A 25,868-nucleotide genomic window follows, 5' to 3' on the forward strand; every position below is an offset into this window, starting at 1 on the left:
GGTGGCCTATTTGAATAGTTTACGAATGGGCTCTATATCATAATCACTCGTAATTTTATAGGAAGTAACTTTATTTTTCGTTTTGGTTTCATCATATATTTCTATATAGTTTTGGTCATATAGGGTGATTCCAAATAAGTCCCTTTCATTTTCGCGATCTACGAAAATACTGAGCATGTATACAGAATTAAGACCTTTATCTAATACACTGGATTTTCTTAATTTCATTTCAGCAAGAGCATTGAGGATACTTTGAATTTCATTTTTGTCTTTTACCAATTGGTCTGTATAGTCTGGCGATTTACTAATGAGAATAGTATTAATCTTGGCTGTATCCATGCGATCCAAAACGACTTTTCTAAAAGAGGTATCCAGATTTACGATATAAACCATTCCGATTATAGCTGCGATCAGAATGATTGCAGACTTAACGATGCAACGATTACGTCTTCTCATAGGCTATATCTCTCCATAGTTGTAGAGTTGATGAGCTTCAAGGCTTGATACCGACTGCAAGCATATGCGGGCTCATACCGATCACAGATTCCTGCTCTTCAACCTGCTGTGCTATATCCAGCAAACGGCTACGATGGGAAGGGATCGCCCACTTCTTTTCAAATCCGGGTGCAATCCAGCCGGGTCCTTCCACGCCCAGTACACGAGGCTTCGGCAATCCAGCCGCCTGCCAGTCTGCACGCAAGGCATCCGGTGTATGAAAGTAGGACCGTGTGATAAAAGGCGGATAAGCCGCCGGTCGTACATGCTGACCATCTGTCAGCTCCTGTCTAACCATATCCATGAACGCATCTTCCTCCACAATGGTATTGCACTCGTCGTACACCGATAGTCCCCACAGTAGCGAGCCAAACCTGGAAATAGCTGAAGTAATCAGCGTTCCGCCCTTCTTTAAGACACGCGCCGCTTCTTGTAGTGCTTTTACTCGTTCCTTCTGTTCCGTTAAATGATATAAAGGTCCCATCAATAGCACGATGTCCGCGCTTTCATCTTTACGATCAAGATTTCTGGCATCCGCGGTTTCCAGCTTACTGATGATGGGGTTATTCAGTTGTTGCTGACGAGCGAATTCAATGGCTTGGGAAGATAGATCAAATAGATGAACTTCGTATCCCAGCTCCGCCAGCCACGAAGAATAGACCCCTACACCGCCGCCGATATCGTAAATAACATGAGTAGACTCGCTGAGATAACGTGAAATGATTTCTTTTGATCTTTCCAGTTCTATTTTTCCTATGCCTCGCTCTAACCTGCCTATTTCTGCACCGCCATCATAATAAGCCAGAATTTCATGCGTATCATTTTCAAGCATAGCGCACCTCATCTCAGGTGATTGGAATAATATAACATTATCACTTACATCATGAACAAGTCTACCGTATTTAGGATAAAGAAATCATCGGAAGCATTGGGAAAGAAAAAGCTGTTCCCCAGTAGCTAAACCTACTCTTTGGGAACAGCCTATATTTAAATGATGTTTGTTTCCAGCATCCCTTCGAGATCTTCTTTAGTAAGATGGTAGTGTGCGTTACAAAAGTGGCAATGAGCTTCAGCTTGTCCATCGGTATGGATCATATCTTCTATTTCCTTATTCCCTAAGCTGATAATGGCATTGGTAACACGCTCTTCTGAGCAGGGACAATGAAATTGTACAGGCATGGTTTCTAGTATGTTCAGGTTGCTTTCTCCCAAAATCTGACCCAGAATCTGCTCTGGCGTAAGGCCTTCCATGACCATTGCGGAGATGCTTGGAATGCTCTCAATGCGTCTCTCGATAAAACTGATAACTTCCTCCTGCGTATCTGGCATCAGCTGAATAATGAAACCTCCAGCCGCCTGAATAGAGTTATCCGGGTTAACAATAACTCCCGCTCCTACAGAAGAGGGGATTTGTTCGGATTGGACGAGATAAGATGTGAAATCCTCGCCCAGCTCACCCGATATGAGAGGGACTTGTCCAACAAACGGGTGTTTTAAGCCGATATCTTTGGATACAATGAGAGCTCCATCTGTTCCTACAGCTCTGGCGACATCTAATTTCCCTATCTGATTAAGCTCAAAATGGGTTTGTGGATTTTTTACATAACCCCTAACTTCACCTTTGGAGTTGGTATCGACAAGAATAGTGCCGATAGGTCCGCCACCGTTAATTCTGATCGTCAGTTTATCCTCATCTTTAAGCATGGCTCCCAGCATGACGCCGATCGTCATTGAGCGTCCCAATGCAGCCGATGCTGTGGGCCAGGTATAATGACGCCGTTGGGCTTCACTTACCGTTTCCGTTGTTCTCACGGCATAAGCCCGTACCTGATTATTGTAGGCAAGAGCTTTTACTAAATAATCGTTCATGTTCATGTTCCTTTCTGTTAATTAGAGTTCTTTACAAGACCATTTTTTCCTGAATCCAGTTCTCCAAGGAAGTAATTTTGGCATCATATCCTTCTTTAAAAAAGTCAGCGGATAGTGACGCGATGGTTTCCCTTTTCAGAACGGCCTTCCAGGAGGCTTCCGCTTCTTCCATCAAATTTGTCAGTAAACAACACTGATCGTCTTTCTTTAATTCAAGCATTTCGTTGTATATACCACTGGAAGAATAAAGGGTTTGTTGTCCCTCAATCGCTAGGTAAATATCAAATACCCGTATATCCTCAGGTTTTTTCTTTAATTTGAACCCGCCCTTGACACCAGGTACAGAAGTAATCAAATCGGAGCTAACCAATTTTCGTAACAGCTTATGAAAATAAGTAGGTGAAGCACCTAACTGCTGGCTAATGGCCTCCCCAGGTAAAACAGCTTTGTCCGGCAGCATCGTGAGTAGAAGAAGAGCGTAGACAGATTGTTCGACACCTGTTTTCATATGCACTAGCAATCACCTCAATATTTATAACCAGGCTAACGTGGATAACCATTATCCACATATATTGCATAATAGATGAGCTTTTCATAAAAGTAATCTGATTTTTGATAAAAACTAAAAATTTAAATCATTTGCAATTCATAACGGGACACATTATCATAATTGACGTATCAATTGATGGGTCAAAGAATTAAGGCGTTGAGGGAAATACGTAAAATAATATTTTGACAGGGGGTTTATATATAATGACTACGCGGAACGTTGCACTATCTATATTAGATCTTGCACCTGTCATTGAAGGCGGCACTCCTGCCGATTCCTTCCGCGACACGGTGGATCTTGCCCAGCATGCAGAACAATGGGGGTACCATCGGTACTGGCTAACGGAGCATCATAACATGCAGGCAGTTGCTAGTGCAGCTACGTCCGTGATCATCGGGCATGTAGCTGCACATACAAACAAGATTCGGGTCGGTTCAGGCGGTATTATGCTGGCTAACCATGCTCCACTCATGATTGCGGAGCAGTTTGGAACATTAGAGTCGCTCTATCCGGGACGAATTGATCTGGGACTTGGCCGTGCTCCAGGCACGGATCAACCCGCGATGAGGGCACTGCGGCGAGGGCTTCACAGTACTGGGGAAGATTTCCCCGAGCAATTGAATGAGCTGCGTTCTTACCTGAATCCAGCGCTAAGCGGAGCAGTTCCGGGAGTAAGAGCGATTCCTGGAGAAGGGCTGGACATTCCCATCTGGTTACTGGGATCAAGCGGATTCAGCGCACAGCTGGCAGGTCAGCTTGGGTTGCCGTTCGCGTTCGCCAGCCACTTTGCCCCGGCTCATTTGCTACAGGCTTTAGAGTTGTATCATCGCAATTTTCGGCCATCTAAAGCACTGGATAAGCCCTATGTGATGGTCGGTGTTAATGTGCTTGTTGCAGATTCTGATGAGGAAGCGAAAAGGCTCTTTACATCACAAGAACAACAGTTTCTAAATGTGCTGCGTGGGCACAGCGGAAGACTGAAGCCACCAGTTGATGACATGGAGAAACTCTGGAGTGAGCAGGAAAAGGAGGCGGTTCGTGGTAATATGCTGGGGTATTCAGCCATCGGCAGTCCTGACACCGTCAAGCAAAAGATAGATTGGATTATAGACCAGACTAGAGCCAATGAGCTGATTACAACCTCTCAGGTATATGACCATCAAGCGCGCCTGCGCTCGTATGAGCTGCTAGCCAAAGTAATGCGAACAGACGATTAGTTGGTCAAACCATAAGGCCGTGCTGAAAAAGGTTCTCATAACCTGATCTGGCATGGCCTTATTATATTTTAATGCTTATATTTACGAATCAAATAGGTTGGGGTGCAGCTCCACGCGTGACAGTAGCTGCTAATCAGATAGCTGCCGTAGGGTGAAAAGGCTTTGTTATGGGGATCGTTTTTCGGGAGCTTGTTCAAACCCAACGTATACTGTACGCAGATACGCTACTTAGCTACGATCAGAATGATTAAAGCCTGGTGCAATCCGGCAACTCAACATTATGATTTATCATCTTCACATACTTGCTTAACGAAAAGCTTGTCTTCCACGACTTGAACCCCACAAATATAAGTTGCATATATTATCAAGCAAGTTGGTCCATAAGCTTTGAGTTTGAAAGGGGAAGAGTACGTGATAATACATGTATATGCTTTATGCTGGAATGAAGAAAAAATGCTCCCGTTTTTTTTCAAGCACTATGATAATATAGCGGATCAATACTATATCTTCGATAATGGCTCAACTGATAATTCTGTATCCATGTTAAGGGAAAATCCCAAAGTTGTTATAGATAGATTTGAAATAGAAGGTAATTCTCTCGTTAAATCAGCACAAGATAAATTCAATCAATTTTGGAAAGGAAGCAGAGGAAAAGCAGACTGGGTTATTGTCTGTGACGCTGATGAACATTTCTATCACCCTAACCTTAGAACATATCTGCAAGAATGCACCTCTAAAGGGATAACATTGATTGTCCCTGATGGTTATGAGATGGTTTCTGATTTTTTTCCGAGTAGCCATCAACCATTATATGAAACGGTAAGGAATGGTGTAAGAAGTCAAACGTACGATAAGCCACAAATATTTAATCCAAATGCGATTCAAGAAATAAATTTCAGTCCAGGCAGGCATACTGCTTCACCTATAGGGGACGTCATAAAGCCATCCAACAATGATGTTTTATTGCTACATTATAAATACTTGGGACTTGACTATATAAATTCACGTTTCTCGGCTTTAAAACAAGGGCTGCGAGAAGGGGACACGGCAAATAGATGGGGATTTCATTATTTATGGGATGAGAAACAAAGGTTGGAACAATTTGAGAAATTAAAAAATAGATCTATTAGAGTGTTGTAGCATGAGCTGTTGTCGCAAGTGACATTTGTAAGTAACTATTATAACCTTCACTGTTTCTGTGTAAACGTGCTTGCAAGAGAGTATAGTTTATTTGAAATTGATCTACAAGGATAAAGGCACTTTTTTCTCAGGGTGCCTTTATCCTTTTTTATGGTTGGAAAAGAAATTGGTGAATCAGCTGCTTAATGCTCGGTCACTGCCTTTTAATGTCCCCAGAATTTAAAACGGCTTGAATAAGTAAATATCTATTTTAATTTTTATAGGTAAACAAACAATCATATGTAACAAGTTATTAATATGATACATGGAGCTACATTAATCCCTATTCTGTTCTATATAGATTGAACTTTAAAAAATATAGTAGATAAAGGCTTAAATATATTTTTTAGTTCAATATATATATATTATTTTATATAATATGGATTTGTAGTTAATAAATAGAAAAGGAGAGATGAACTTAATGGCTGTATTATCAACTGGACCTATTGAGAATAGTCCTGTTAGTGGGATCAGGCCTATTCAGCAGGTTACCGTTAAAATAATTAACCGTGATTTAGTCAATTCTTCAATTGTTTTAATTCAGGGCTACATTTTAAATGGTTTACGAACATTGTATGTACTCGAACAAATAGCTTTAGCCCCCAATGCAGTTGTTACGAGAAATTATCTAGCGAACTTCGACGCATATGAATTCGTTTTTACCACAAGCGGTTTAGCAGAAGAAAGTACTGATATTTCAGTTTGGGGAAAAAACGCGAGCGGTACAATCATTGATGTTCAGCGTATTGTTGCGGATGAGCAACTAGGGTCTTAAAACTCAACATATGTATAGAGATAGAACCACAATCGCAGCAAATGGTTGAGACATACAATAGAGGGAACAGGGTCTTGAGAAAGATCATTGTTCACAAAAAAAATTTGCTTTTTACTAGAGAGGAGGGAGTACCTAAATGGCAGTATTATCAACTGGACCCATTGCAAACGATCCTGTTCTAGGAGTCAGACCCACCCAACTGGTCACTGTAAAAATAGATAACCGAGATTCTGTAAATTCTTCTACTGTTTTAATTGAGGGTTTTATTTTAAACGGTAGCAGAACATTATATGTACAACAACTAGTGGCAGTGGGGCCCAATGTGGTTTTAACTAGGAATTTCTTTGCAGGTTTCGACGCATTTGAATTCGTGTTTACCACAAGCGGGCCAGCAGAGGATGAAACTCAAATTTCTGTTTGGGGTAAAGATGCAGTGGGGCAATTAGTACCTGCGCATCGGTTAGTATCTGATGAACTTTTAGGAACCGATCAAGGCGTCCAAGGACCTCAGGGTGTTCAAGGACCTCAAGGTGTTCAAGGGCCTCAGGGTGTTCAAGGAGCACAAGGTGTTCAAGGACCGCAGGGTGTCCAAGGACCTCAAGGTGTTCAAGGGCCTCAGGGTGCTCAAGGACCTCAAGGTGTTCAAGGCGTCCAAGGTGTCCAAGGACCTCAAGGCGTCCAAGGAGCCCAAGGCGATCAAGGGGTACAAGGCGATCAAGGACCTCAGGGAGTTCAAGGAGCCCAAGGTGACCAAGGACCTCAGGGAGTTCAAGGCGATCAAGGACCTCAGGGAGTTCAAGGCGACCAAGGGCCTCAAGGAGTCCAAGGCGATCAAGGACCTCAGGGTGTTCAAGGGGCACAAGGTGACCAAGGACCTCAGGGAGTTCAAGGCGACCAAGGACCTCAAGGAGTTCAAGGCGTACAAGGTGACCAAGGACCTCAGGGTGTTCAAGGGGCACAAGGTGACCAAGGACCTCAGGGAGTTCAAGGCGACCAAGGACCTCAAGGAGTTCAAGGCGTACAAGGTGACCAAGGACCTCAGGGTGTTCAGGGCGATCAAGGACCTCAAGGAGTCCAAGGCGACCAAGGACCTCAGGGTGTTCAAGGTGACCAAGGACCTCAGGGTGTTCAAGGTGACCAAGGACCTCAGGGTGTTCAAGGCGTCCAAGGCGATCAAGGACCTCAGGGTGTTCAAGGTGACCAAGGACCTCAGGGTGTTCAAGGTGACCAAGGACCTCAGGGTGTTCAAGGCGATCAAGGACCTCAAGGAGTTCAAGGCGATCAAGGACCTCAAGGAGTTCAAGGTGACCAAGGACCTCAAGGAGTTCAAGGTGACCAAGGACCTCAAGGAGTCCAAGGCGATCAAGGACCTCAAGGAGTTCAAGGTGACCAAGGACCTCAAGGAGTTCAAGGTGACCAAGGAGTTCAAGGAGTCCAAGGCGACCAAGGACCTCAGGGTGTTCAAGGTGACGAAGGACCTCAGGGTGTTCAAGGCGATCAAGGACCTCAAGGAGTTCAAGGTGACCAAGGACCTCAAGGAGTCCAAGGCGATCAAGGACCTCAGGGAGTCCAAGGCGATCAAGGACCTCAGGGAGTTCAAGGCGACCAAGGGCCTCAAGGAGTCCAAGGCGATCAAGGACCTCAGGGTGTTCAAGGGGCACAAGGTGACCAAGGACCTCAGGGAGTTCAAGGCGACCAAGGACCTCAAGGAGTTCAAGGCGTACAAGGTGACCAAGGACCTCAGGGTGTTCAGGGCGTACAAGGCGACCAAGGACCTCAAGGAGTCCAAGGCGACCAAGGACCTCAAGGAGTCCAAGGTGACCAAGGACCTCAAGGAGTCCAAGGCGATCAAGGACCTCAGGGAGTTCAAGGTGACCAAGGACCTCAAGGAGTTCAAGGTGACCAAGGACCTCAGGGAGTTCAAGGGGCACAAGGTGACCAAGGACCTCAGGGCGTCCAAGGCGACCAAGGACCTCAAGGAGTTCAAGGTGATCAAGGACCTCAAGGAGTCCAAGGCGATCAAGGACCTCAAGGAGTCCAAGGTGACCAAGGACCTCAAGGAGTTCAAGGTGACCAAGGACCTCAAGGAGTCCAAGGCGATCAAGGACCTCAAGGAGTCCAAGGCGATCAAGGACCTCAAGGAGTTCAAGGTGACCAAGGACCTCAAGGCGTCCAAGGTGACCAAGGACCTCAAGGAGTCCAAGGCGATCAAGGACCTCAAGGAGTTCAAGGTGACCAAGGACCTCAAGGAGTTCAAGGTGACCAAGGACCTCAAGGAGTTCAAGGTGACCAAGGACCTCAAGGAGTCCAAGGTGACCAAGGACCTCAAGGAGTCCAAGGCGATCAAGGACCTCAGGGAGTTCAAGGTGACCAAGGACCTCAAGGAGTCCAAGGCGATCAAGGACCTCAAGGAGTTCAAGGTGACCAAGGACCTCAAGGAGTTCAAGGTGACCAAGGACCTCAGGGTGTTCAGGGCGTACAAGGCGACCAAGGACCTCAGGGTGTTCAAGGTGACCAAGGACCTCAGGGTGTTCAAGGCGTCCAAGGCGATCAAGGACCTCAGGGAGTTCAGGGAGCCCAAGGCGATCAAGGACCTCAGGGTGTTCAGGGAGCCCAAGGCGATCAAGGACCTCAAGGAGTCCAAGGTGACCAAGGACCTCAAGGAGTCCAAGGTGACCAAGGACCTCAAGGAGTCCAAGGCGATCAAGGACCTCAAGGAGTTCAAGGTGACCAAGGACCTCAAGGAGTTCAAGGTGACCAAGGACCTCAAGGAGTTCAAGGTGACCAAGGAGTTCAAGGAGTCCAAGGCGACCAAGGACCTCAGGGTGTTCAAGGTGACCAAGGACCTCAGGGTGTTCAAGGCGTCCAAGGCGATCAAGGACCTCAGGGTGTTCAGGGAGCCCAAGGCGATCAAGGACCTCAGGGTGTTCAGGGAGCCCAAGGCGATCAAGGACCTCAAGGAGTCCAAGGTGACCAAGGACCTCAAGGAGTCCAAGGCGATCAAGGACCTCAGGGAGTTCAAGGGGCACAAGGTGACCAAGGACCTCAAGGAGTCCAAGGCGATCAAGGACCTCAAGGAGTCCAAGGTGACCAAGGACCTCAAGGAGTTCAAGGTGACCAAGGACCTCAAGGAGTCCAAGGCGATCAAGGACCTCAAGGAGTCCAAGGCGATCAAGGACCTCAAGGAGTTCAAGGTGACCAAGGACCTCAAGGCGTCCAAGGTGACCAAGGACCTCAAGGAGTCCAAGGCGATCAAGGACCTCAAGGAGTTCAAGGTGACCAAGGACCTCAAGGAGTTCAAGGTGACCAAGGACCTCAAGGAGTCCAAGGCGACCAAGGACCTCAGGGTGTTCAAGGTGACCAAGGACCTCAAGGAGTTCAAGGTGACCAAGGACCTCAGGGCGTTCAAGGACCACAAGGTGCTCAAGGCCCTCTAGGTCCACAAGGTGTTCAAGGCCCTCTAGGTGCTCAAGGCCCTCTAGGTCCACAAGGTGCTGCAGGCCCTCAAGGAGTTCAAGGACCACAAGGCGACCAAGGACCTGAAGGACCTCAAGGTGACCAAGGACCTCAGGGTGTTCAAGGACCTCAAGGTGACCAAGGACCTCAGGGTGTTCAAGGACCTCAAGGTGACCAAGGACCTCAGGGTGTTCAAGGACCTCAAGGTGACCAAGGACCTCAGGGTGTTCAAGGACCTCAAGGTGACCAAGGACCTCAGGGTGTTCAAGGACCGCAAGGCGACCAAGGGCCTCAGGGTGTTCAAGGACCGCAAGGTGACCAAGGACCACAAGGCATTCTGTAAGCTTAAGGTCAAGGAATATTTAGATGACCCAAAAGTTATTTATAACTTTTGGGTCCTTTTTTTGTCTTAAGTTAATGTTTGCAGTTCTGCTGTAACCAAAAAAACCTTTGTCGAAGTCTCATGGAAATGATTCAGAGAGACTTCGACAAAGGTATTGGAAAATAATTGTTGGCTAATATTCTAATCAGCCTTGTTGTAATTTACGGCAACACAACCACTTTCTCTTTGCAGGACGCAATAAATTTTCCATATTGAATACAAGTTTCTAATGAATCATTTGGCTCCATTGGCCACCATCGTATGGCTCCCCTGGGAGCTTTGGAGGCATAGGTTTCGATTTCTAATGGAATTCGACCTACAACCACAATTTCGATCTCCCTAAAGTTGTTTTCAATGCCCTTTTGGAGTGTCTTATTTAATTGCGTATGCTCTATTTCAGGGCAGGAATGGGGGATAGGGAACAATATCGAGAATCTTGAGGTATCTTCTTGAATAACGTGAGCAGATTTCCGGGCAGGATCATCCGTAGAAGTCTCCCATATACGACGATAAGGCAATAGCTGTGGTAAATCGAATTCTTTCAATCTCATTTGAATCCTTTGAAAATTAGATCTATATAGTTCCCCTACAAGAATCTGAATCTGCTTATTTCTGAGGAATGTAGTGTTATTTCCTTGTTCGTTACGATATTGGATATATATCAAATCGGGGATGTTTATAAATTTAGTGCAAAGAAACGTCCGGACCAGCATATCGTAATCATCTGCTACCAGTAGTTCATTGCGATGGCCTCCGATCAGATGATAACAGTCCCTCGTCCACGCACGTGGATGATTGGGTAAACCGACCAGATGACGAATGGTTTTGCCATTAATGGTCGTATGTTTTTGTACATTTTGCCATCTGTTCATATCATGCAGCCAGACTCGATAATGAACACTGTAACCAAAGCCACAATCCCAGCCGTACCAATGCGCATGATTGCTCCCTGCATACACCTCAGCACAATCCCCATAAACAAAGCCACAGTCAGGGTTTTGTTGAAATGCTTTGACGATTTTCTCTAGGCAGTCAGGAGTTAGCTCATCATCATGATCAACTTCTACCAAAATTTCCCCTGTACATAGACCTGCTGCAAACCTTTTGATAGCCCCTATATAACCATTGCGGGAATCTTGGCGGTATCTTCGCACACGGTGATCCTCTAAAGGTAGTAAATACTCCTTGTATGTCTCATCTGCATCACCGGAATCATCCACGATTACCCATTCCCAGTTCTTGTAGGTCTGCTTTAATAAAGATTGATAAGGTCGTTGAATTTTTTCTTTTGATCTGTAACTGGCAGTAAACACGGATATTAAAGGTGTGTTTGAAGAGAAATGTGTTGGAGGAATCGTTCTATTCTCCGGAAGAGGATCTGTTGCCTTAAGCCAGCAGAAAAATAAATGCATAGGTTGAATTTCGTCTGGTGATTGGAAGTGTAACCAGCGTTTTTTTTCGTGACCAGGTAACGCTTTTAGTGCTGAAAATTCTCCCCACTCTTCTCCGAGCGAGACGTAAACCCGAGGCTTTTGGAGGCTATTGTCTATAAGTGGTTGATCAGGTTCATACAAGTTTATTGTAATGTGATTTTCTTCCAATCTATCTATCAATTCTTTTACATGATCCTTTAAAACCTTCTTCGATACAAATAAATGAGCTGTCAGTAGCGGAGTGAAATTCAATGACATGATCATTCCCCTTTACCAGTTTCGAACACCAACGAGAGGGAGGTGCCGATTCAGACGTTAGTATTGTTTTTATTGAAACATCCATTTTCCCGGCATCATTTTATTTCTCAGCAATATATATGTATATGTATGTGTATGTGTTCGGGGATGTGAGGAAAATGCCAGCCCATATGAACATAGCGTATAAATCGTCTGAAACCTCCGGCGTAAGCATCTAAGCATAAGAGAAAGGTGGAGAAAGCGTGGAATGCCCATTAGTAAGTGTAGTTATACCTGCATATAACCGGCCGCATACACTAAAAATCGCCATCGACAGTGTATTGGAACAAACTTATCCGAACATCGAAATCGTTATCTGTGATGACAGTACAACGAATGAAGTACAAGAAATGATTGATTCTTATTTAGGTTCTTTCCCCAAAATTAAATATTATAAAAATGATAAAAATCTTTTTCTCGGAAATTGGCATAAATGTTTTGATTTGGCGTCAGGTGAATATATCAATTACTTGATGGATGACGATATGTTTCATAAAGAAAAAATAGCAAGGATGGTCTATTTTTTTGAAAATTTCGAAAACATCACACTGGTTACCTCATATCGGCAAACCATTAATGAATCAGGGGCTATTCTCCCACCGCTCTATGCAACGGAAAAGTTATTCGAAGAAACAAGAATAATGGACGGAAGAATGTTGGCAAACGTTGCATTAACTCGCTGTTTAAATGTGATTGGTGAACCTACGACAGTGTTATTTAAAAAAACAGATCTTATCGAACGGTTTGGGGTTTATAAAGGAAAACAGTATTCTCTTCTTAATGATTTAGCTTCCTGGTTGAACTTACTATCCAAAGGAAAAGCAGTTTATATTCCTGAAGCACTAAGCTATTTCCGAATACATCCCAATCAAAATAATCAGACGCTTGGTCAAAATGCGTTCACGGAATGGTTAGATATTATGATTGCCTCAAGAGATGATGGATTTCTTGATACTGATGATTTGTTTAAAACTGCACTTCATGCTTATCAGGAACGTATAAGGGGTCGTCCACAATTTGTTGCAGATATCGAGCGAATTGAAATGATATTAAAAACATTGGAATCCTAGTCTGCTCATCCCATATGCGAAGGAGGCTGGCTCATGTTCGATATTCCCTTTTTACGACCTAATTTAGTAAAAAAGGAACGATTTATTTCCAATTTTGAGAAAATAGAAGAGACCCGGATTTACTCCAATTATGGTCCCTTAAATAACCTGTTTGAAGAGCGGGTCATTGCGCAAATGTTTGATGGAATCGGTTCGGCTGTGACCGTTCATAACGCTACTATTGGCTTGATTTTGGCGATCGCCCAAAGCAAGCGACCACAGGGCAAATATGCAGTTATGCCAAGTTTTACTTTTGCGGCCACCCCACTTGCTGCTGAGTGGTGTGGGTTAGAACCCTACTTCCTTGACATTGAACCGGAGAATTGGCAAATGAATAGGGAGCAGTTAGAGCAGACAGTCAAGCTGCTGGGAGATGAGATTGCGGTAATCGTTCCATATGCCACTTTCGGTACAGCCATTGATTTATCCGTATATAATAAGCTGCAGGAGCAGGGAATTCCGGTAGTTATTGATGCTGCTGCCAGCTTTGGAACGATAACGCCCGAGGAAGCCACCCATTTTGGCAAAGGTTTTGGAGGAGCCGTAGTATTCAGCTTTCATGCCACCAAATCTTTTGGTATCGGAGAGGGTGGATTGGTATACAGTCTGGACCAAGATCTCATTAAGCGAATTCGTCAGGCAGGGAATTTCGGTTTCTCCAGCAGCAGAGAGTCTGTTACCCAAGGTCTTAACAGTAAGATATCTGAGTATACCGCTGCTATCGCTTTAGCCACTCTCGATCATTTCAAGACTGTACGGGAGAATAGAAGGACGATCTACGAATATTATCTTCAAGAACTGCTTCAAGCAGACTTATTAGAACGAGGATGGTCTATACAAAAAACGAAAGGATCGGTTGTCCATCAATTTATCCCTGTCCTTAGTCCGGATTCACACACGAATCAAGAGGTCGTTAAGTTATTAGCCTCTAATTCAATAGAAGCCAGAACCTATTTTTCTCCGGCGTGCCATCAGCAGAAGCAGTTCCAAAGCTATACCCGGTCTACTCTTCATGTTACCGAACATATTGCCAAACATATTGTCAGCCTGCCCTTGTGGGAGGAACTGGACGAGATTATTGTTCGAAGAATTGTAAACGTTCTGGGAAGCCTGGGAAAAGAGACAACCGGATGAGGAAAATCGTGATTTGGGGATCGGGCGGACATGGAAGGGAAATCAACTGGTTATGTGAAGAGCTGGGAGTGCAAGTGGCAGGTTTTTTGGACGAACGACCTGAGATGAAAGGGCAGATCGTAAATGGTGTTCCTGTACTGGGAACGTTGAATGACATTGAAGCGTTAAAATATGAGGTGGAGCTGATCTGTGCGGGGGTGGGTGACCCGGCATTAAAGAAGCGATTCGTTAATAATACAATTCAATCGGGATTTCGTATCGCAGCTCCGCTAATACATCCCCGTGTTCGTTTGTCTCGAAGAAACACCATTGGAGAAGGAAGCATGGTCTTTGAAGGGGCTGTCCTGACGGACAATATTAAGATCGGACAGCATGTAATTATCAATCGGAGTGTTAACGTGAGTCATGATGCGGTTATTGGCGATTATGTAACCATAGCTCCCGGTGTGAATCTGGCAGGAAATGTAACCATAGATGAGGGAGCCTATATCGGGATTGGTGCTTCGGTACGGGAGAAACGTCACATTGGTTGCTGGTCTATGATCGGTGGTGGGGCCTTTGTTAAAGAGGATATACCCAGCTTTACCATGGCTGCAGGTGTACCAGCAGTCGTTAAAAAACAACTTGATATGTCCTGAGTCCCCTTTCTTTAAAACAGAGCGTGATCAGATTCGCAGCAATATGCTTGGCAATGAAGTGATTTACCTGTCAAAAGGCTGTATCGGAAAAGGTTCTTATGACCTGACCCCGGCACGGCCTTATTATATTTTAAGCTAGACGATATATTCGTGTTACATATGGATAAAATTAAAATTTATTTTTGATTATTTTTGTATTTTATATTTTCAAATTAAAACAAAAGTGTTATAGTCTCCATAAACAAAAATATCCACCTTAATAAAACAATTCAAAACCAAAACAGAACTTGGAGGTCTTTTTCCTATGGTACAAAGTCTATGGAATTCTTCACAAGCATCTGAGCAGAAAAGCACGCTGGAACAACTCGTATACCGTTCTAACCTGATTGGCACAGATAGGAGCGTGTGCAACTGGGGAGGCGGCAATACTTCGACGAAAACAACGATACAGGATTTCCGCGGGCGTGAAGTGGAAGTGATGTACGTCAAGGGCAGCGGTTCTGATCTTGCAACAATGAAAGCGCATAACTTCACAGGACTTCGTATGGAGGATATCCGTCCTTTGTTTGAGCGGGAAGATATGTCTGACGAGGATATGGTTGCTTATCTGGCGAATTGTATGATTGATGCCAAGCATCCACGGGCTTCAATTGAGACGCTATTGCATGCTTTTTTGCCTTTTAAGCATGTCGATCATACACATCCGGACGCGATTATCAGCTTATGCTGTGCGCATAACGGCAAGGAAATCGCTAAGGAAATTTTCGGTGACCGTTTTGTATGGGTGCCTTATATCCGTCCTGGATTTAAGCTGTCGAAAATGATTGCCCAAGGGGTACTCGATCATCCACAAGCTGAGTTGGTATTGATGGAAAAGCATGGCCTGGTTACGTGGGGAGACACATCCGAAGCGGCTTATGCCAAAACGATCGAAATCATCCAAGAAGCAGAAAGCTATATTAAAGCCCGTCAAGAGGAAAAGCAGGCGTTTGGAGGAACAAAATATAAAGCGCTTACTTTTGGGGAACGCCGGAGCATTGCATCTCAAGTTATGCCGTCGATTCGGGGAGCGGTCAGTGATGAGAAAAAGATGATTTTAACCTTTGATGACGCGGAAGATGTGTTGGAGTTTGTGAACGGCCGGGATTCTGCTGCTTTATCCCAGGTCGGGGCTGCGTGCCCGGATCATCTGGTCCATACCAAGATGAAGCCACTCTATGTAGATTGGACACCGGATGTGGAGGATGTAGAGGGCTTGAAAGTTAAGCTTGCAGAGGGTATAGCAGCCTATAAGGAGCAGTATCAAGCTTATTTCGAGCGCAATCGGCTTGAAGGGGATGTTATGTTTGAGGCTGCGCCACGTGTAATTTTGGTTCCGGGTGTTGGTATGATCAACACAGGTAAAAGCTGGAGCAATGCGCAGGTAAGCGGTGCTCTGTACCATCGGGCTATCGCTGTCATGCAAGGGGCAACGACGTTAGGAGAGTTTGTTTCACTCAGTGAGAACGAGTCATATAACGTGGAATATTGGCCGCTGGAGCTTTATAAGCTGTCACTCGCGCCAGCAGAAGCTGAATTTTCCCGTAAAATTGCGTTCATTACAGGTGGTGCAGGCGGAATTGGCAGTGCAACCGCACGTCGTTTGGTGGATGAAGGCGCACATGTCGTACTGGCAGACCTGAATCTGGAAGGCGCGCAAAAGGTAGCCGCAGAGATCAATAGTAGCTACGGAGAAAACTGTGCCATTGCCGTAAAAATGGATGTGACGCAGGAGGAGCAAATTCAGGCTGCCTATGCAGAAACGGCATTGACCTATGGCGGTGTAGATATCATCGTCAACAATGCAGGCCTTGCTACATCCAGTCCGTTCGATGAAACATCGTTAAAGGAATGGAATTTAAATGTGAATGTGTTGGGAACGGGTTATTTTCTGGTTGCACGAGAAGCGTTCAAGCTCATGAAGGAGCAGACACTTGGCGGCAGCATGGTGTTCGTCGGCTCCAAAAACTCGGTCTACGCAGGTAAAAATGTAACGGCCTACAGCTCGGTCAAGGCGCTGGAAGCACATTTAGCCCGTTGTATTGCCGCAGAAGGTGGTGAATATGGTATCCGTGTGAACACCATTTTGCCGGATGCCATTCTGCAAGGCTCGGCAATCTGGAACTCCAATTGGCGCAACGAGCGCGCTGCCGCCTACGGCATCGAGCCCGACCAACTGGAGGAGCATTACCGCAAACGGACGACGCTGCTGGTCAACATTTACCCGCAGGATATCGCCGAGGGCATTGCCTTTTTCGCCTCATCCAAGGCAGAGAAAACGACAGGCTGTATGCTGACCATCGACGGTGGCGTCCCTGCAGCATTTACACGCTAGTCGAATTAAAATGAACCTATGTAAGCGATATGACGATAGTTTCGAAGGGTTGTAAAACACCTTGGAAAACACGTAAATAAGTAATAATGCTTATTTACGTGTTTGCATCCTTTTATATACACACTAACATTTTAAAATAGAAGTGACTTTATGGATGGTCAGCAGCGGAGCGGGCGGAATTGTACTGAAGAAGCGATAGCGTTCGCCTTTATCCCCGGATTTTTACCTTTATATGTTCTATAAAACAAAAAAATCTGGGGATAACAGCGATCGGAAGAACAATCCGCACGCGAAGCGGCCTCCCCCCCATAACTCACTTCATTTTCCAAGGAGGAACCACGATGAGTGACAAAGCGTACGCCTTATTCGAGGAACAACAGCAACAACGAGGCATTGACCTGGAGCGAGTAAAGGCAAAGCTGAAAGCGCTTAGCATAGAAACACCATCCTGGGGATATGGCGACTCAGGTACACGATTTAAAGTCTTTCAGAAAACGGGCGTGCCGCGTGATCCGTTCGAAAAGTTGGAGGATGCCGCGCAGGTTCATGCCGTGACAGGCTTATGTCCATCCGTTGCTATTCACATTCCGTGGGATAAAGTAGACAATTACGGCAAGCTTCGCAGTCATGCGGAAAGCCTCGGTCTGCGGATTGGGGCCGTGAATCCTAATCTGTTTCAAGACGAGGACTACATGCTCGGCAGTGTCACCAATGTAGACCCGGCCATCCGCCGCAAGGCCATCAACCATTTGCTAGAATGCGTAGATATTGCGAAGGAAACGGGCTCGAACGATTTTAGCTTATGGTTCGCAGACGGAACGAATTATCCCGGTCAGGGGGACATTCGCAAACGGAAAAATTGGATGCTGGAAGCGCTCAGTGAAATGTATAAGGCTCTCACATCTGACATGCGCATGCTGATTGAATACAAGGCGTTCGAGCCAGCCTTTTATCATACGGATATTGCCGATTGGGGCATGGCGTATAATTACGCAACCAAGCTGGGGCCGCAGGCACAGGTGCTGGTGGATACTGGGCATCATCTGCCGGGAGCCAACGTGGAGCATATTGTGGCGTTTCTAATTGATGAGAAGCGATTAGGTGGTTTTCATTTTAATAGCTACAAATATGCGGATGATGATCTGATCGTGGGCTCTGCGAATCCGTATGAACTGTTCTTGATTTTTTATCAAATTTTAAATGCGGCTCAGGATGTGGATAAAGATATTCGGCATACGGTGGACAAAATTGCTTATTTGATCGATCAGTCGCACAATATTGAGCAAAAAATTCCGGCGATGATTCGTTCGGTGCTGAATGTGCAGACTCAATATACGAAGGCGCTCCTAATTAATCATGCAGAGGTGGAGGAAGCATCGAGCCGCCGGGATGTGCTGGGTGCGGAGGATGCTGTGCGACAAGCGTTTGAGTTTGATGTGGCACCATTGCTCAGAGCGATCCGTGAAGAGCAGGGGTTACCAGCAGACCCGATGAAAGCTTACTTAGCGTCTGAGTATGGCACGCAGATTTTGCAAAGAGGCAAGGGTGGTGCAAGCTGGTGAGTATCCTCGCTTATGATTTGGGGGCAAGCAGTGGCAGGGTTCTACTCGGAGAATTGACAGATTCACGTATAGTGGTGGAGGAAATCCATCGCTTTTCGAATGATCCGGTCAAGGTTGGGGAACGTCTGCACTGGGATCTGTTGCGTCTGTATCACGAGGTTCAGCAAGGATTGATCAAAGCCAAGCATAGGGGAGTGAATCCATCCAGTCTTGCGATTGACTCCTGGGCGGTCGATTTTGGACTGATCGGAGAAACTGGAGAATTGCTGGGCAACCCTTATCATTATCGGGATTGGCACACCCATGGAGTAATGGAAGAAGTACAGGAACGGCTGGGAAAAGAGTTTATTTTCCAGCGCACAGGCATTCAGTTTTTGACGTTTAATACCATTTATCAGCTGGCTGCTATGCGAAATGCGAGTTCACCGTTGCTGGAGCAGGCAAAGCATTTCTTGATGATTCCAGATCTGCTACGGTATTTTCTGACAGGTGAAATGTACAATGAGTTTTCCAATGCGACCAGCACGCAATTATATAATCCGATGCAGCAAAAATGGGATTATGAGCTTTTGTCTGGAATCAACATTCCCCATTCCTGGTTTGGTGAGGTGCTGGAGCCAGGAAATGTTGCAGGAACTATCCGCTCGTCGGTTATGAACGATCTGGGCATTGGAGCGATTCCTGTGATTGCAGTAGCAGAGCACGATACGGGATCTGCTGTGGCTGCCGTGCCTGCGCTGGAGCGCTCGTTTGCGTACTTGAGCTGTGGAACATGGTCCCTGATGGGAACGGAAACGGCACAGCCTGTAATCAATGACGATACGCTTCGTTTTAATTTTACGAACGAAGGTGGGGTCGGTCGAACTTACAGGCTGCTTAAAAACATCATGGGCTTGTGGATTTTACAGGAGGCGCGTAGAGAGTGGGAACGGCAGGGATACTCCTATTCTTTCCCCGAACTGGTTCATATGGCAGAACAGGCTCCAGCATTCACTTCTTTGATTGATCCGGACGATGAACTATTTCTGCACGCCGGGGATATGAAAACACGAATTCGCCAATATTGCCGCAGTACCCGACAGCCATTGCCCGAGACGCCGGGAGAAATCACGCGCTGTATTTTGGAGAGTCTGGCGCTAAAGTACCGTTACATTTTGGATCTTACAGAACAGGTGTCAGGACAACGGTTTAATGGTTTACATATGGTCGGAGGAGGGATTCAAAATCGCTTGTTGTGCCAATGGACGGCCAATTCGATTCAAAAACCAGTGTGGGCGGGACCTGCAGAAGCGAGCGCAATCGGCAATCTTGCGGTACAATGGATGACACAGGGAAAGTTCGCCGATATATGGGAAGCCCGCCGGGTCATCGCGAATTCTATTTCCGTGGAGGAATATGAGCCTGCCGAGTCAGAAGCGTGGGAGGATGCCTATGGGCAATTCCGGCGGGTAGCGGGACTTTTTGTACATTAAAGATGTGGAGTGAGATTGCCATGCTGGTCGCAGAAAGATATGAGATGATTGTGCAGCTCGTAAATGAAAAAGGAAGCATACGAGTGTCCGAATTGAGTGAGTTGTGCAAAGTAACGGAGGAAACGATTCGTCGTGATCTGGACCGTCTGGAGCAGGCGGGACGACTGCGCCGTTCGCATGGGGGAGCGGTCAGTGTCAAAAACGAGCAGCCTGAAACGCCCTATGCGGTACGGGAAATTATGAACGCAGAGGAAAAGCGCAGAATTGCCGAAGAAGCGGTTAAGCAGATTCAGCCGAATGATCGTATTTTGCTGGATGCCAGCACAACCGCCTGGTATATGGCCTCAAGTTTACCGGATATTCCTTTGACGATATTAACGAATTCGATTCGGGTAGCTACAGAGCTGGCGGGTAAGGAAAAAATCGAGGTCATTTCGACGGGGGGGCAGTTGCTTCAACGCTCGCTGTCATTTGTAGGCCCGCTCGCAGAGCGTTCCCTGGAAACCTATTATGTGGATAAATTGTTTTTTTCCAGCCAGGGGGTTCATCTGGATCGCGGTATTAGTGAATCGAATGAACTGCAAGCTCGTTTGAAGCAGAAAATGGTCAGCATTGCAGACCGTGTGATTTTACTGGCCGATGCGAGCAAATTTGGGCAACAGGCGTTTACGCATGTCGTGAACCTGTCGCAGGTATCCGAGATTATTACGGATTCGAGGTTGTCGGATCCGATTCGCAGTCAACTTGCGGAGCAGGCTATTCCAGTTACGGTTGTGTGAATTTAAAAATGCCGAGGTGGGGGGTGTCGCTCCGCGTTTCATTTGCTCTTACGCTCGCTGTTGCAGTGGGATTCTTTGATGATGTAAAACACGTTTAGGTGAGAATCCCACTGCAAGCTTATGCTTACGTAGAGAGCTTTTCTTTGGAAAGCTTTTAGGCAAACGCTGACGCTTCTCCAGATTCAAATCAACCGATCCGCTGGTATCCTCTATAAAGTAATAGCTATTCCATGGACGTAAGGGGTGTTCCGTATGAAGGTATCTTTATTTATTACTTGCCTGAGTGATGCGATTTATCCCAAGGTGGGGGAAGCGATGGCACGCTTGCTTTCCAGATATGGTGTTCAGCTGGATTTTCCGAAGGTACAGACATGCTGCGGACAGCCGTCCTATAACAGCGGCTATTGGGATGAAACGAGGGTTGCTGCCAAAACAATTCTGAAAGCGTTTAACGACAGCGATTTTGTCGTATCTCCTTCCGGTTCCTGTACATATATGATTCATCATTACCCGGAGTTGTTTAAGGATGAGCCCGAATGGCTCGATTCAGCACGGAGGCTGGAACAAAAGACGTATGAGTTTACGCAATTTATGGTACAGGTGCTTGGCGTGACCGATGTGGGCGCGTCTTTTCCGCATACAGTAACCTATCATCCGTCTTGCCATGGCACACGTTTGCTCGGCGTGAAGGAGGAACCGATGAAGATGCTTGGCAGTGTAAAGGGGCTGCAATTAGTACCACTTCCCTTTGCTGAGGACTGCTGTGGCTTTGGCGGGACTTTCGCGGTGAAAATGCCAGATATTTCGGGAGCGATGGTGACTGAAAAAGTGGACCATATCAGGGAGACCGAAGCCGAGGTACTGGTCGGACTAGATATGGCCTGCTTGATGAACATTGCCGGAAATCTTCGGTATCGGGAGGAGCCAGTTCGGGTGATGCATCTGGCTGAGCTGCTGTACGAAGGGGTGAAGCACGCATGACCGTCGTACACACACATTCCATGAACCAAAAGGTCAAAAAACGCGCAGAGCTGGCCCTAAATGATGATTTTCTGCGGAATGCAGTTCGTTTCACTACAGAGCGTTTGCGTAACGGAAAGCAGGTGGCTTCAGAGCAACACGGAAATTGGGAAGAATGGCGTGAACGGGGCCGTCAAATTCGTCTGCATACCATTGCCCATCTGGACTATTACTTAAATCTATTTGTAGAAAATGCCCGTGCCAACGGGGTGCATATCCATTTTGCCGATACAGCAGCCGATGCCGTACGTATTACCCTGGATATTGCTGCACATAGCCAAGCCCGTTCCGTCGTCAAATCCAAGTCGATGGTGTCGGAGGAGTTACATTTGAATCAGGCGCTGGAGGGTGCGGATATCGAGACGATTGAAAGTGATCTAGGTGAATATATTATTCAACTGGCAGGAGAGCCCCCGTCTCATATCGTCATTCCGGCGATTCACAAAAACCGCTTTCAGATTGCCGAACTGTTATCCCAAGAAGCAGGTGAGAAACTGTCCGCGGATACGACGATTTTGGCGGGCTTTGTCCGCAAAAAGCTGCGTGAGAAGTTTCTAGAAGCGGATATTGGCATGACGGGCTGCAATTTTGCCATCGCCGAGACAGGCTCCATGGTCCTGTTTGAAAATGAAGGGAACGCACGGATGGTATCCACTCTGCCCAAAACCCAAATTACGCTGATGGGCATGGAGCGGATTATTCCATCCTGGACAGATTTGGAGGTGATGGCTACCTTACTACCACGATCTGCTACAGGTCAGAAGCTGACCATGTACATGTCTGGTATTTCAGGCCCCCGGCGCAGCCAGGATGCCGATGGCCCTGACGAAATGCACATCATCATCGTAGATAACGGACGTTCACTACAGCTAGGCAATCCCGAGTTTCAAGAGTTGCTGAATTGCATTCGCTGTGGTGCTTGCCTGAATGCCTGTCCGGTGTACCGACACATTGGCGGGCATGCGTATGGCGGGACATATAGTGGCCCTATCGGTGCGGTGCTTACGCCTGCCCTTCATAGCAACATCGAAGAGTGGAACGATATTGCGAGTGCGTCCAGTCTGTGTGGTGCGTGCTATGAAGCCTGTCCGGTCAAAATACCGCTGCATGATATGCTGGTATATTTGCGCAGACGCAAGGTGGAGGCGGGACAAGGAGATAAGCTGGAAACGGCAGGGATGAAAGGTTTTGCGACCGTGGTTTCCAACTCGAAGCGATTCGCAGTGGCGATTCGGCTAGGGCAGATCGCCCAGAAAGCGATCGTCCGTAAAGGTGAAATTACCTTGAAGCTGGGCCCGTTAAAAGGCTGGAATACGTACCGTGTGGCTCCCTCTCTGGCGAAAAAATCCTTCCGTCAGCAATGGAACACGCTGGAGCATAAGCTGGAGCAGGAACGCAACGTGATGCAGCCGGATGTTCTCAGCCGAATGGAGAAGATTTTGGCAGATAGAAGTAAAGGAGGGACGCAGCATGAGTGAGCATAGTAATCCTTCTGCGCAAGCAAAAGCGGCCCATGAAGCGTGGCTTCATCAAATGGAAGAAGAATCCCGTGCCAAGCAGGTACGCTTTATGGACGGCATCGCGACGCGGCTCAAACGTCCACAACAGACGGAGGCGCCAGTTCAGCCGTTTCGCGGGGCACCTGCATTTTGGTACGAATTCGAATGGAGCGCGGAGCGGCGCATCGAGGAGTTCACCGCTAACTTTACAAGTGTTGGCGGGCATGTCGTGCGTCTGCCGAATTTGGAGCAGACCGCAGACTGGATCGCGTGCAAAGCGCGAGAGCTGGGAGCGGCCTATATCGTCCGGCAGAATGAGCCGGACCTGGATGCGCTCCAGCTGGAATCGGCACTGCCGCAAGTCCGTTTATCGGTGTGGAACACCGATCCAGTCGAGGATTGGAAGGCCCGCGCCGCTGAGGCGGATATCGGCATCGTCATCGCCGACGAAGCGGCTGCTTACACCGGCTCGGTAGCGGTGCTATCCTCGCCGGAGAAAGGCCGTGCGGTCAGCCTTTTGCCAACCGCACTGATCATTCTTCTGCCAGTAGAGCGCTTGCGAACACGACTGGGCGAGATTCTAAGCCGCTTTGACGAAGTCGGGCGTGAGCAACTGCCTGCAGGCATTCATTTTATTACTGGACCAAGCCGCTCGTCGGATATTGAAAATGATTTGACGATCGGTGTACACGGGCCGGGTATCGTCTATACGTTGTTAGTGGGCTAGCGTGTAGGCCCCCTAACGAGCATGATAGAGGGGGAAACGGGTTTCAAAATCTGTTTGTCTGCGATTACTCCTAACCGAAATGCGGCCATTGTGCAGCTCGGTAATACTTTTTGTAATCGCAAGGCCCAGCCCGGTGCCTCCAGTTTCCTTGGAACGTGATTTGTCCACCCGGTAAAACCGTTCAAACAAGTACGGGACATCTTCCGCAGGAATTGGGGTGCCGTAGTTGGTGCAGATTACCACCGCCTCGTCGTCTTCGCGTCCTATGGTGATATCGAGGCGTTTGCCGTCTTTTCCGTATCGAATAGCGTTGGAAAACAAATTTTCATACAGGCGTACCATCTCGTCGGTATCGGCTAGAATCCGAACAGGCTCGACGATTCGGACACGGTAGGACATGTCTGCCTGTTCCAGAGAGGGTACAAATTCCTCAGCAAGTTGAGTGAGCAATTTGCCGAGATCTACAGGCTCCAGCTCCAGTGGCAGGCTGCCACCGCTCACACGCGTGTATTCAAACAGCTCGTCGATCAGCTTCTTAAGCGTCAATGACTTTTCATAAGCAATGTTCACATAATAGCGCAGCTCAATTTCATCCCGATAGCGGTCGGTTTCAATATATTCCAAAAAACCGATCACGGATGTTAGCGGGGTACGAAGATCATGGGATACGCCAGTGATCAGGTCGTTTTTGGCCTTGGCGGAAGCCCGTTCTTCTTGCAGTGAGAGACGGAGCTTGTCCGCCATGGTGTTCATATTTTTCGCCAAGGTACCCAGCTCGTCCGCTGAAGAAACAGGAATCGTATAGGACAGGTCTCCGTCAGCAAACTCCTGCATCCCCGTCGTAATTTCGCGAAGGTAGCCAATCGTATTTTTGGTAAAAAGGAAAAAGAAATAAATATATGTAGGTAGCCCGCCTACCAGCATGATCAGTGGGGACCCAATGTGATTTACGGTCCAGCGAACCAGACGGGTGCCAAAAAATGAACGGGAAGGATTCAGCCATAGTAGCAAAGATGCTCCATAATAAGACACCATCAAAATCAGTCCGGTTAGAGCGAAAGCGGCAAGGCTAAGGGCTGCCAGTTTCCATCCCAACGTATCATATCGTTTTGCCTTCAAGACGTGAATCCTCCATTAATCGAATTTTTCCATTTTGTAGCCGATGCCCCACACCGTTTTTAGATATTTGGGTTTTCTCGGATCAGCCTCAATTTTCTCGCGAATTTTACGCACATGAACCATCAGCGTGTTGTTGGATTCCAGATATTGCTCCTTCCACACTTTTTCATAGATCTGCTCCATGCTCAGCACTTGACCACGATTACGGGCCAACAGCTCGACAATGGCAAATTCTCGTGGGGTCAGCTTAATGGATTCTCCGGCGAGAGTGACCTCATGCGTAGCAGAATTAATGGAGAGTTCATCCAGTATCATTTCATGCTCCGATACAGGGGAGGAATGGGTATATTTCCGTACTCTACGCAGCTGGGATTTAATGCGTGCCACCAGTTCCAACGGGCTGAACGGCTTAGTGACGTAATCATCGGCCCCAACGCTGAGTCCTGTGATTTTGTCCATATCTTGTCCCTTCGCAGACAACATAATAATCGGAAAATGCTCGGTTTCCCTGATCTTCATGCAAGCTTCAACCCCGTCCATATTGGGCATCATCACATCAAGTACCATCACATCTATCGATTCCCGACTGATTTGCTCCAGAGCTTCCAGTCCGTCTCGTGCCATAAGCAGTCGATATCCTTCATTTTCCAAATAAATTTGCATCAGCTTAATAATTTCAGGCTCATCGTCTACTAATAAAATGGTTCCGTTATGCATGGCTCGTGCATCCTTTCTGTTCTTTCCAGCAGTATACAATATGGCGTATTATATACTTTTTTAAA

The 25,868-nt window shown here is 46.8% G+C and carries 22 protein-coding genes; 15 read left to right on the top strand and 7 right to left on the bottom strand.

The window, feature by feature from the left end:
• Window positions 1-6: 6 nt before the first annotated feature.
• From MKY35_RS11130 to MKY35_RS11145, 4 genes are all read right to left on the bottom strand, one after another.
• The gene (locus MKY35_RS11130) at window positions 7-456 is read right to left on the bottom strand and encodes a DUF5301 domain-containing protein (RefSeq protein ID WP_342446378.1); all 450 of its coding nucleotides are present in this window, start codon (window positions 454-456) and stop codon (window positions 7-9) included.
• A gap of 37 nt (window positions 457-493) precedes the next feature.
• Entirely contained in the window at window positions 494-1,327 is an 834-nt protein-coding gene (locus MKY35_RS11135) for a class I SAM-dependent methyltransferase (RefSeq protein WP_342446379.1), read from the bottom strand.
• 155 nt (window positions 1,328-1,482) lie between these two features.
• Complete coding sequence (hslO, locus tag MKY35_RS11140) at window positions 1,483-2,364, bottom strand: Hsp33 family molecular chaperone HslO (RefSeq protein WP_342446380.1); 882 nt, start codon at window positions 2,362-2,364, stop codon at window positions 1,483-1,485.
• A gap of 31 nt (window positions 2,365-2,395) precedes the next feature.
• Window positions 2,396-2,872: an Rrf2 family transcriptional regulator gene (locus MKY35_RS11145; protein ID WP_080658677.1), complete on the bottom strand. Its 477-nt coding sequence runs from the start codon at window positions 2,870-2,872 to the stop codon at window positions 2,396-2,398.
• Window positions 2,873-3,117: 245 nt separating this feature from the next.
• Between MKY35_RS11145 and MKY35_RS11150 the strand changes: the two genes are divergently transcribed.
• From MKY35_RS11150 to MKY35_RS11170, 5 genes are all read left to right on the top strand, one after another.
• Window positions 3,118-4,131 (top strand): LLM class flavin-dependent oxidoreductase, encoded by a 1,014-nt coding sequence (locus MKY35_RS11150; protein WP_342446381.1) that lies wholly within the window; start codon window positions 3,118-3,120, stop codon window positions 4,129-4,131.
• A gap of 411 nt (window positions 4,132-4,542) precedes the next feature.
• Window positions 4,543-5,271, top strand: coding sequence for a glycosyltransferase family 2 protein (locus MKY35_RS11155; protein ID WP_103047069.1), 729 nt, complete (start codon window positions 4,543-4,545; stop codon window positions 5,269-5,271).
• A 460-nt stretch (window positions 5,272-5,731) separates the two neighbouring features.
• Window positions 5,732-6,085 carry a hypothetical protein gene (locus MKY35_RS11160; RefSeq protein WP_226000561.1) on the top strand — a complete coding sequence of 118 codons (354 nt, stop codon included), beginning with the start codon at window positions 5,732-5,734 and terminating at the stop codon, window positions 6,083-6,085.
• 512 nt (window positions 6,086-6,597) lie between these two features.
• Window positions 6,598-9,522 carry a hypothetical protein gene (locus tag MKY35_RS11165; RefSeq protein ID WP_342446382.1) on the top strand — a complete coding sequence of 975 codons (2,925 nt, stop codon included), beginning with the start codon at window positions 6,598-6,600 and terminating at the stop codon, window positions 9,520-9,522.
• A gap of 54 nt (window positions 9,523-9,576) precedes the next feature.
• Window positions 9,577-9,954 carry a hypothetical protein gene (locus MKY35_RS11170; RefSeq protein WP_342446383.1) on the top strand — a complete coding sequence of 126 codons (378 nt, stop codon included), beginning with the start codon at window positions 9,577-9,579 and terminating at the stop codon, window positions 9,952-9,954.
• 130 nt (window positions 9,955-10,084) lie between these two features.
• On the opposite strand, the gene MKY35_RS11175 is transcribed toward MKY35_RS11170, so the two are convergent.
• Window positions 10,085-11,614, bottom strand: coding sequence for a glycosyltransferase (locus MKY35_RS11175; RefSeq protein ID WP_342446384.1), 1,530 nt, complete (start codon window positions 11,612-11,614; stop codon window positions 10,085-10,087).
• A gap of 242 nt (window positions 11,615-11,856) precedes the next feature.
• Here MKY35_RS11175 and MKY35_RS11180 point away from each other — a divergent pair, with 242 nt between their 5' ends.
• The 10 genes from MKY35_RS11180 to MKY35_RS11225 all read left to right on the top strand — a co-directional run bounded on the left by MKY35_RS11180 (window position 11,857) and on the right by MKY35_RS11225 (window position 23,967).
• Window positions 11,857-12,723 (top strand): glycosyltransferase family 2 protein, encoded by an 867-nt coding sequence (locus tag MKY35_RS11180; protein ID WP_342446385.1) that lies wholly within the window; start codon window positions 11,857-11,859, stop codon window positions 12,721-12,723.
• 33 nt (window positions 12,724-12,756) lie between these two features.
• The gene (locus MKY35_RS11185) at window positions 12,757-13,896 is read left to right on the top strand and encodes an aminotransferase class I/II-fold pyridoxal phosphate-dependent enzyme (RefSeq protein WP_342446386.1); all 1,140 of its coding nucleotides are present in this window, start codon (window positions 12,757-12,759) and stop codon (window positions 13,894-13,896) included.
• Entirely contained in the window at window positions 13,893-14,534 is a 642-nt protein-coding gene (locus MKY35_RS11190; RefSeq protein WP_342446387.1) for an acetyltransferase, read from the top strand. Before MKY35_RS11185 ends, MKY35_RS11190 begins: the two co-directional genes overlap by 4 nt.
• Window positions 14,535-14,838: 304 nt before the next feature.
• Window positions 14,839-16,908 carry a bifunctional aldolase/short-chain dehydrogenase gene (locus MKY35_RS11195; protein ID WP_342446388.1) on the top strand — a complete coding sequence of 690 codons (2,070 nt, stop codon included), beginning with the start codon at window positions 14,839-14,841 and terminating at the stop codon, window positions 16,906-16,908.
• Between the two features lie 341 nt (window positions 16,909-17,249).
• Entirely contained in the window at window positions 17,250-18,470 is a 1,221-nt protein-coding gene (gene rhaI / locus MKY35_RS11200; protein ID WP_342446389.1) for an L-rhamnose isomerase, read from the top strand.
• Complete coding sequence (gene rhaB, locus MKY35_RS11205) at window positions 18,467-19,942, top strand: rhamnulokinase (protein WP_342446390.1); 1,476 nt, start codon at window positions 18,467-18,469, stop codon at window positions 19,940-19,942. Before rhaI ends, rhaB begins: the two co-directional genes overlap by 4 nt.
• Before the next feature lie 20 nt (window positions 19,943-19,962).
• Entirely contained in the window at window positions 19,963-20,721 is a 759-nt protein-coding gene (locus MKY35_RS11210; protein WP_029518449.1) for a DeoR/GlpR family DNA-binding transcription regulator, read from the top strand.
• Window positions 20,722-20,973: 252 nt separating this feature from the next.
• Window positions 20,974-21,702 (top strand): (Fe-S)-binding protein, encoded by a 729-nt coding sequence (locus MKY35_RS11215; RefSeq protein WP_039275138.1) that lies wholly within the window; start codon window positions 20,974-20,976, stop codon window positions 21,700-21,702.
• Window positions 21,699-23,219 carry a LutB/LldF family L-lactate oxidation iron-sulfur protein gene (locus MKY35_RS11220; RefSeq protein WP_029518447.1) on the top strand — a complete coding sequence of 507 codons (1,521 nt, stop codon included), beginning with the start codon at window positions 21,699-21,701 and terminating at the stop codon, window positions 23,217-23,219. The genes MKY35_RS11215 and MKY35_RS11220 overlap by 4 nt, the downstream gene beginning before the upstream one ends.
• Window positions 23,212-23,967, top strand: coding sequence for a lactate utilization protein (locus MKY35_RS11225; protein WP_342446391.1), 756 nt, complete (start codon window positions 23,212-23,214; stop codon window positions 23,965-23,967). The genes MKY35_RS11220 and MKY35_RS11225 overlap by 8 nt, the downstream gene beginning before the upstream one ends.
• A 12-nt stretch (window positions 23,968-23,979) precedes the next feature.
• Here MKY35_RS11225 and MKY35_RS11230 read toward each other — a convergent pair whose 3' ends face one another.
• Both MKY35_RS11230 and MKY35_RS11235 read right to left on the bottom strand, forming a co-directional pair.
• Complete coding sequence (locus tag MKY35_RS11230; RefSeq protein WP_342446392.1) at window positions 23,980-25,086, bottom strand: HAMP domain-containing sensor histidine kinase; 1,107 nt, start codon at window positions 25,084-25,086, stop codon at window positions 23,980-23,982.
• A gap of 15 nt (window positions 25,087-25,101) precedes the next feature.
• A complete protein-coding gene (locus MKY35_RS11235) occupies window positions 25,102-25,803 on the bottom strand; it encodes a response regulator transcription factor (protein WP_029518444.1) in 702 nt (233 codons plus the stop codon).
• Window positions 25,804-25,868: the final 65 nt, after the last annotated feature.

The organism is Paenibacillus sp. FSL L8-0638, from assembly GCF_038593075.1.
GTDB classification, from domain to species: Bacteria; Bacillota; Bacilli; order Paenibacillales; family Paenibacillaceae; genus Paenibacillus; species Paenibacillus polymyxa_D.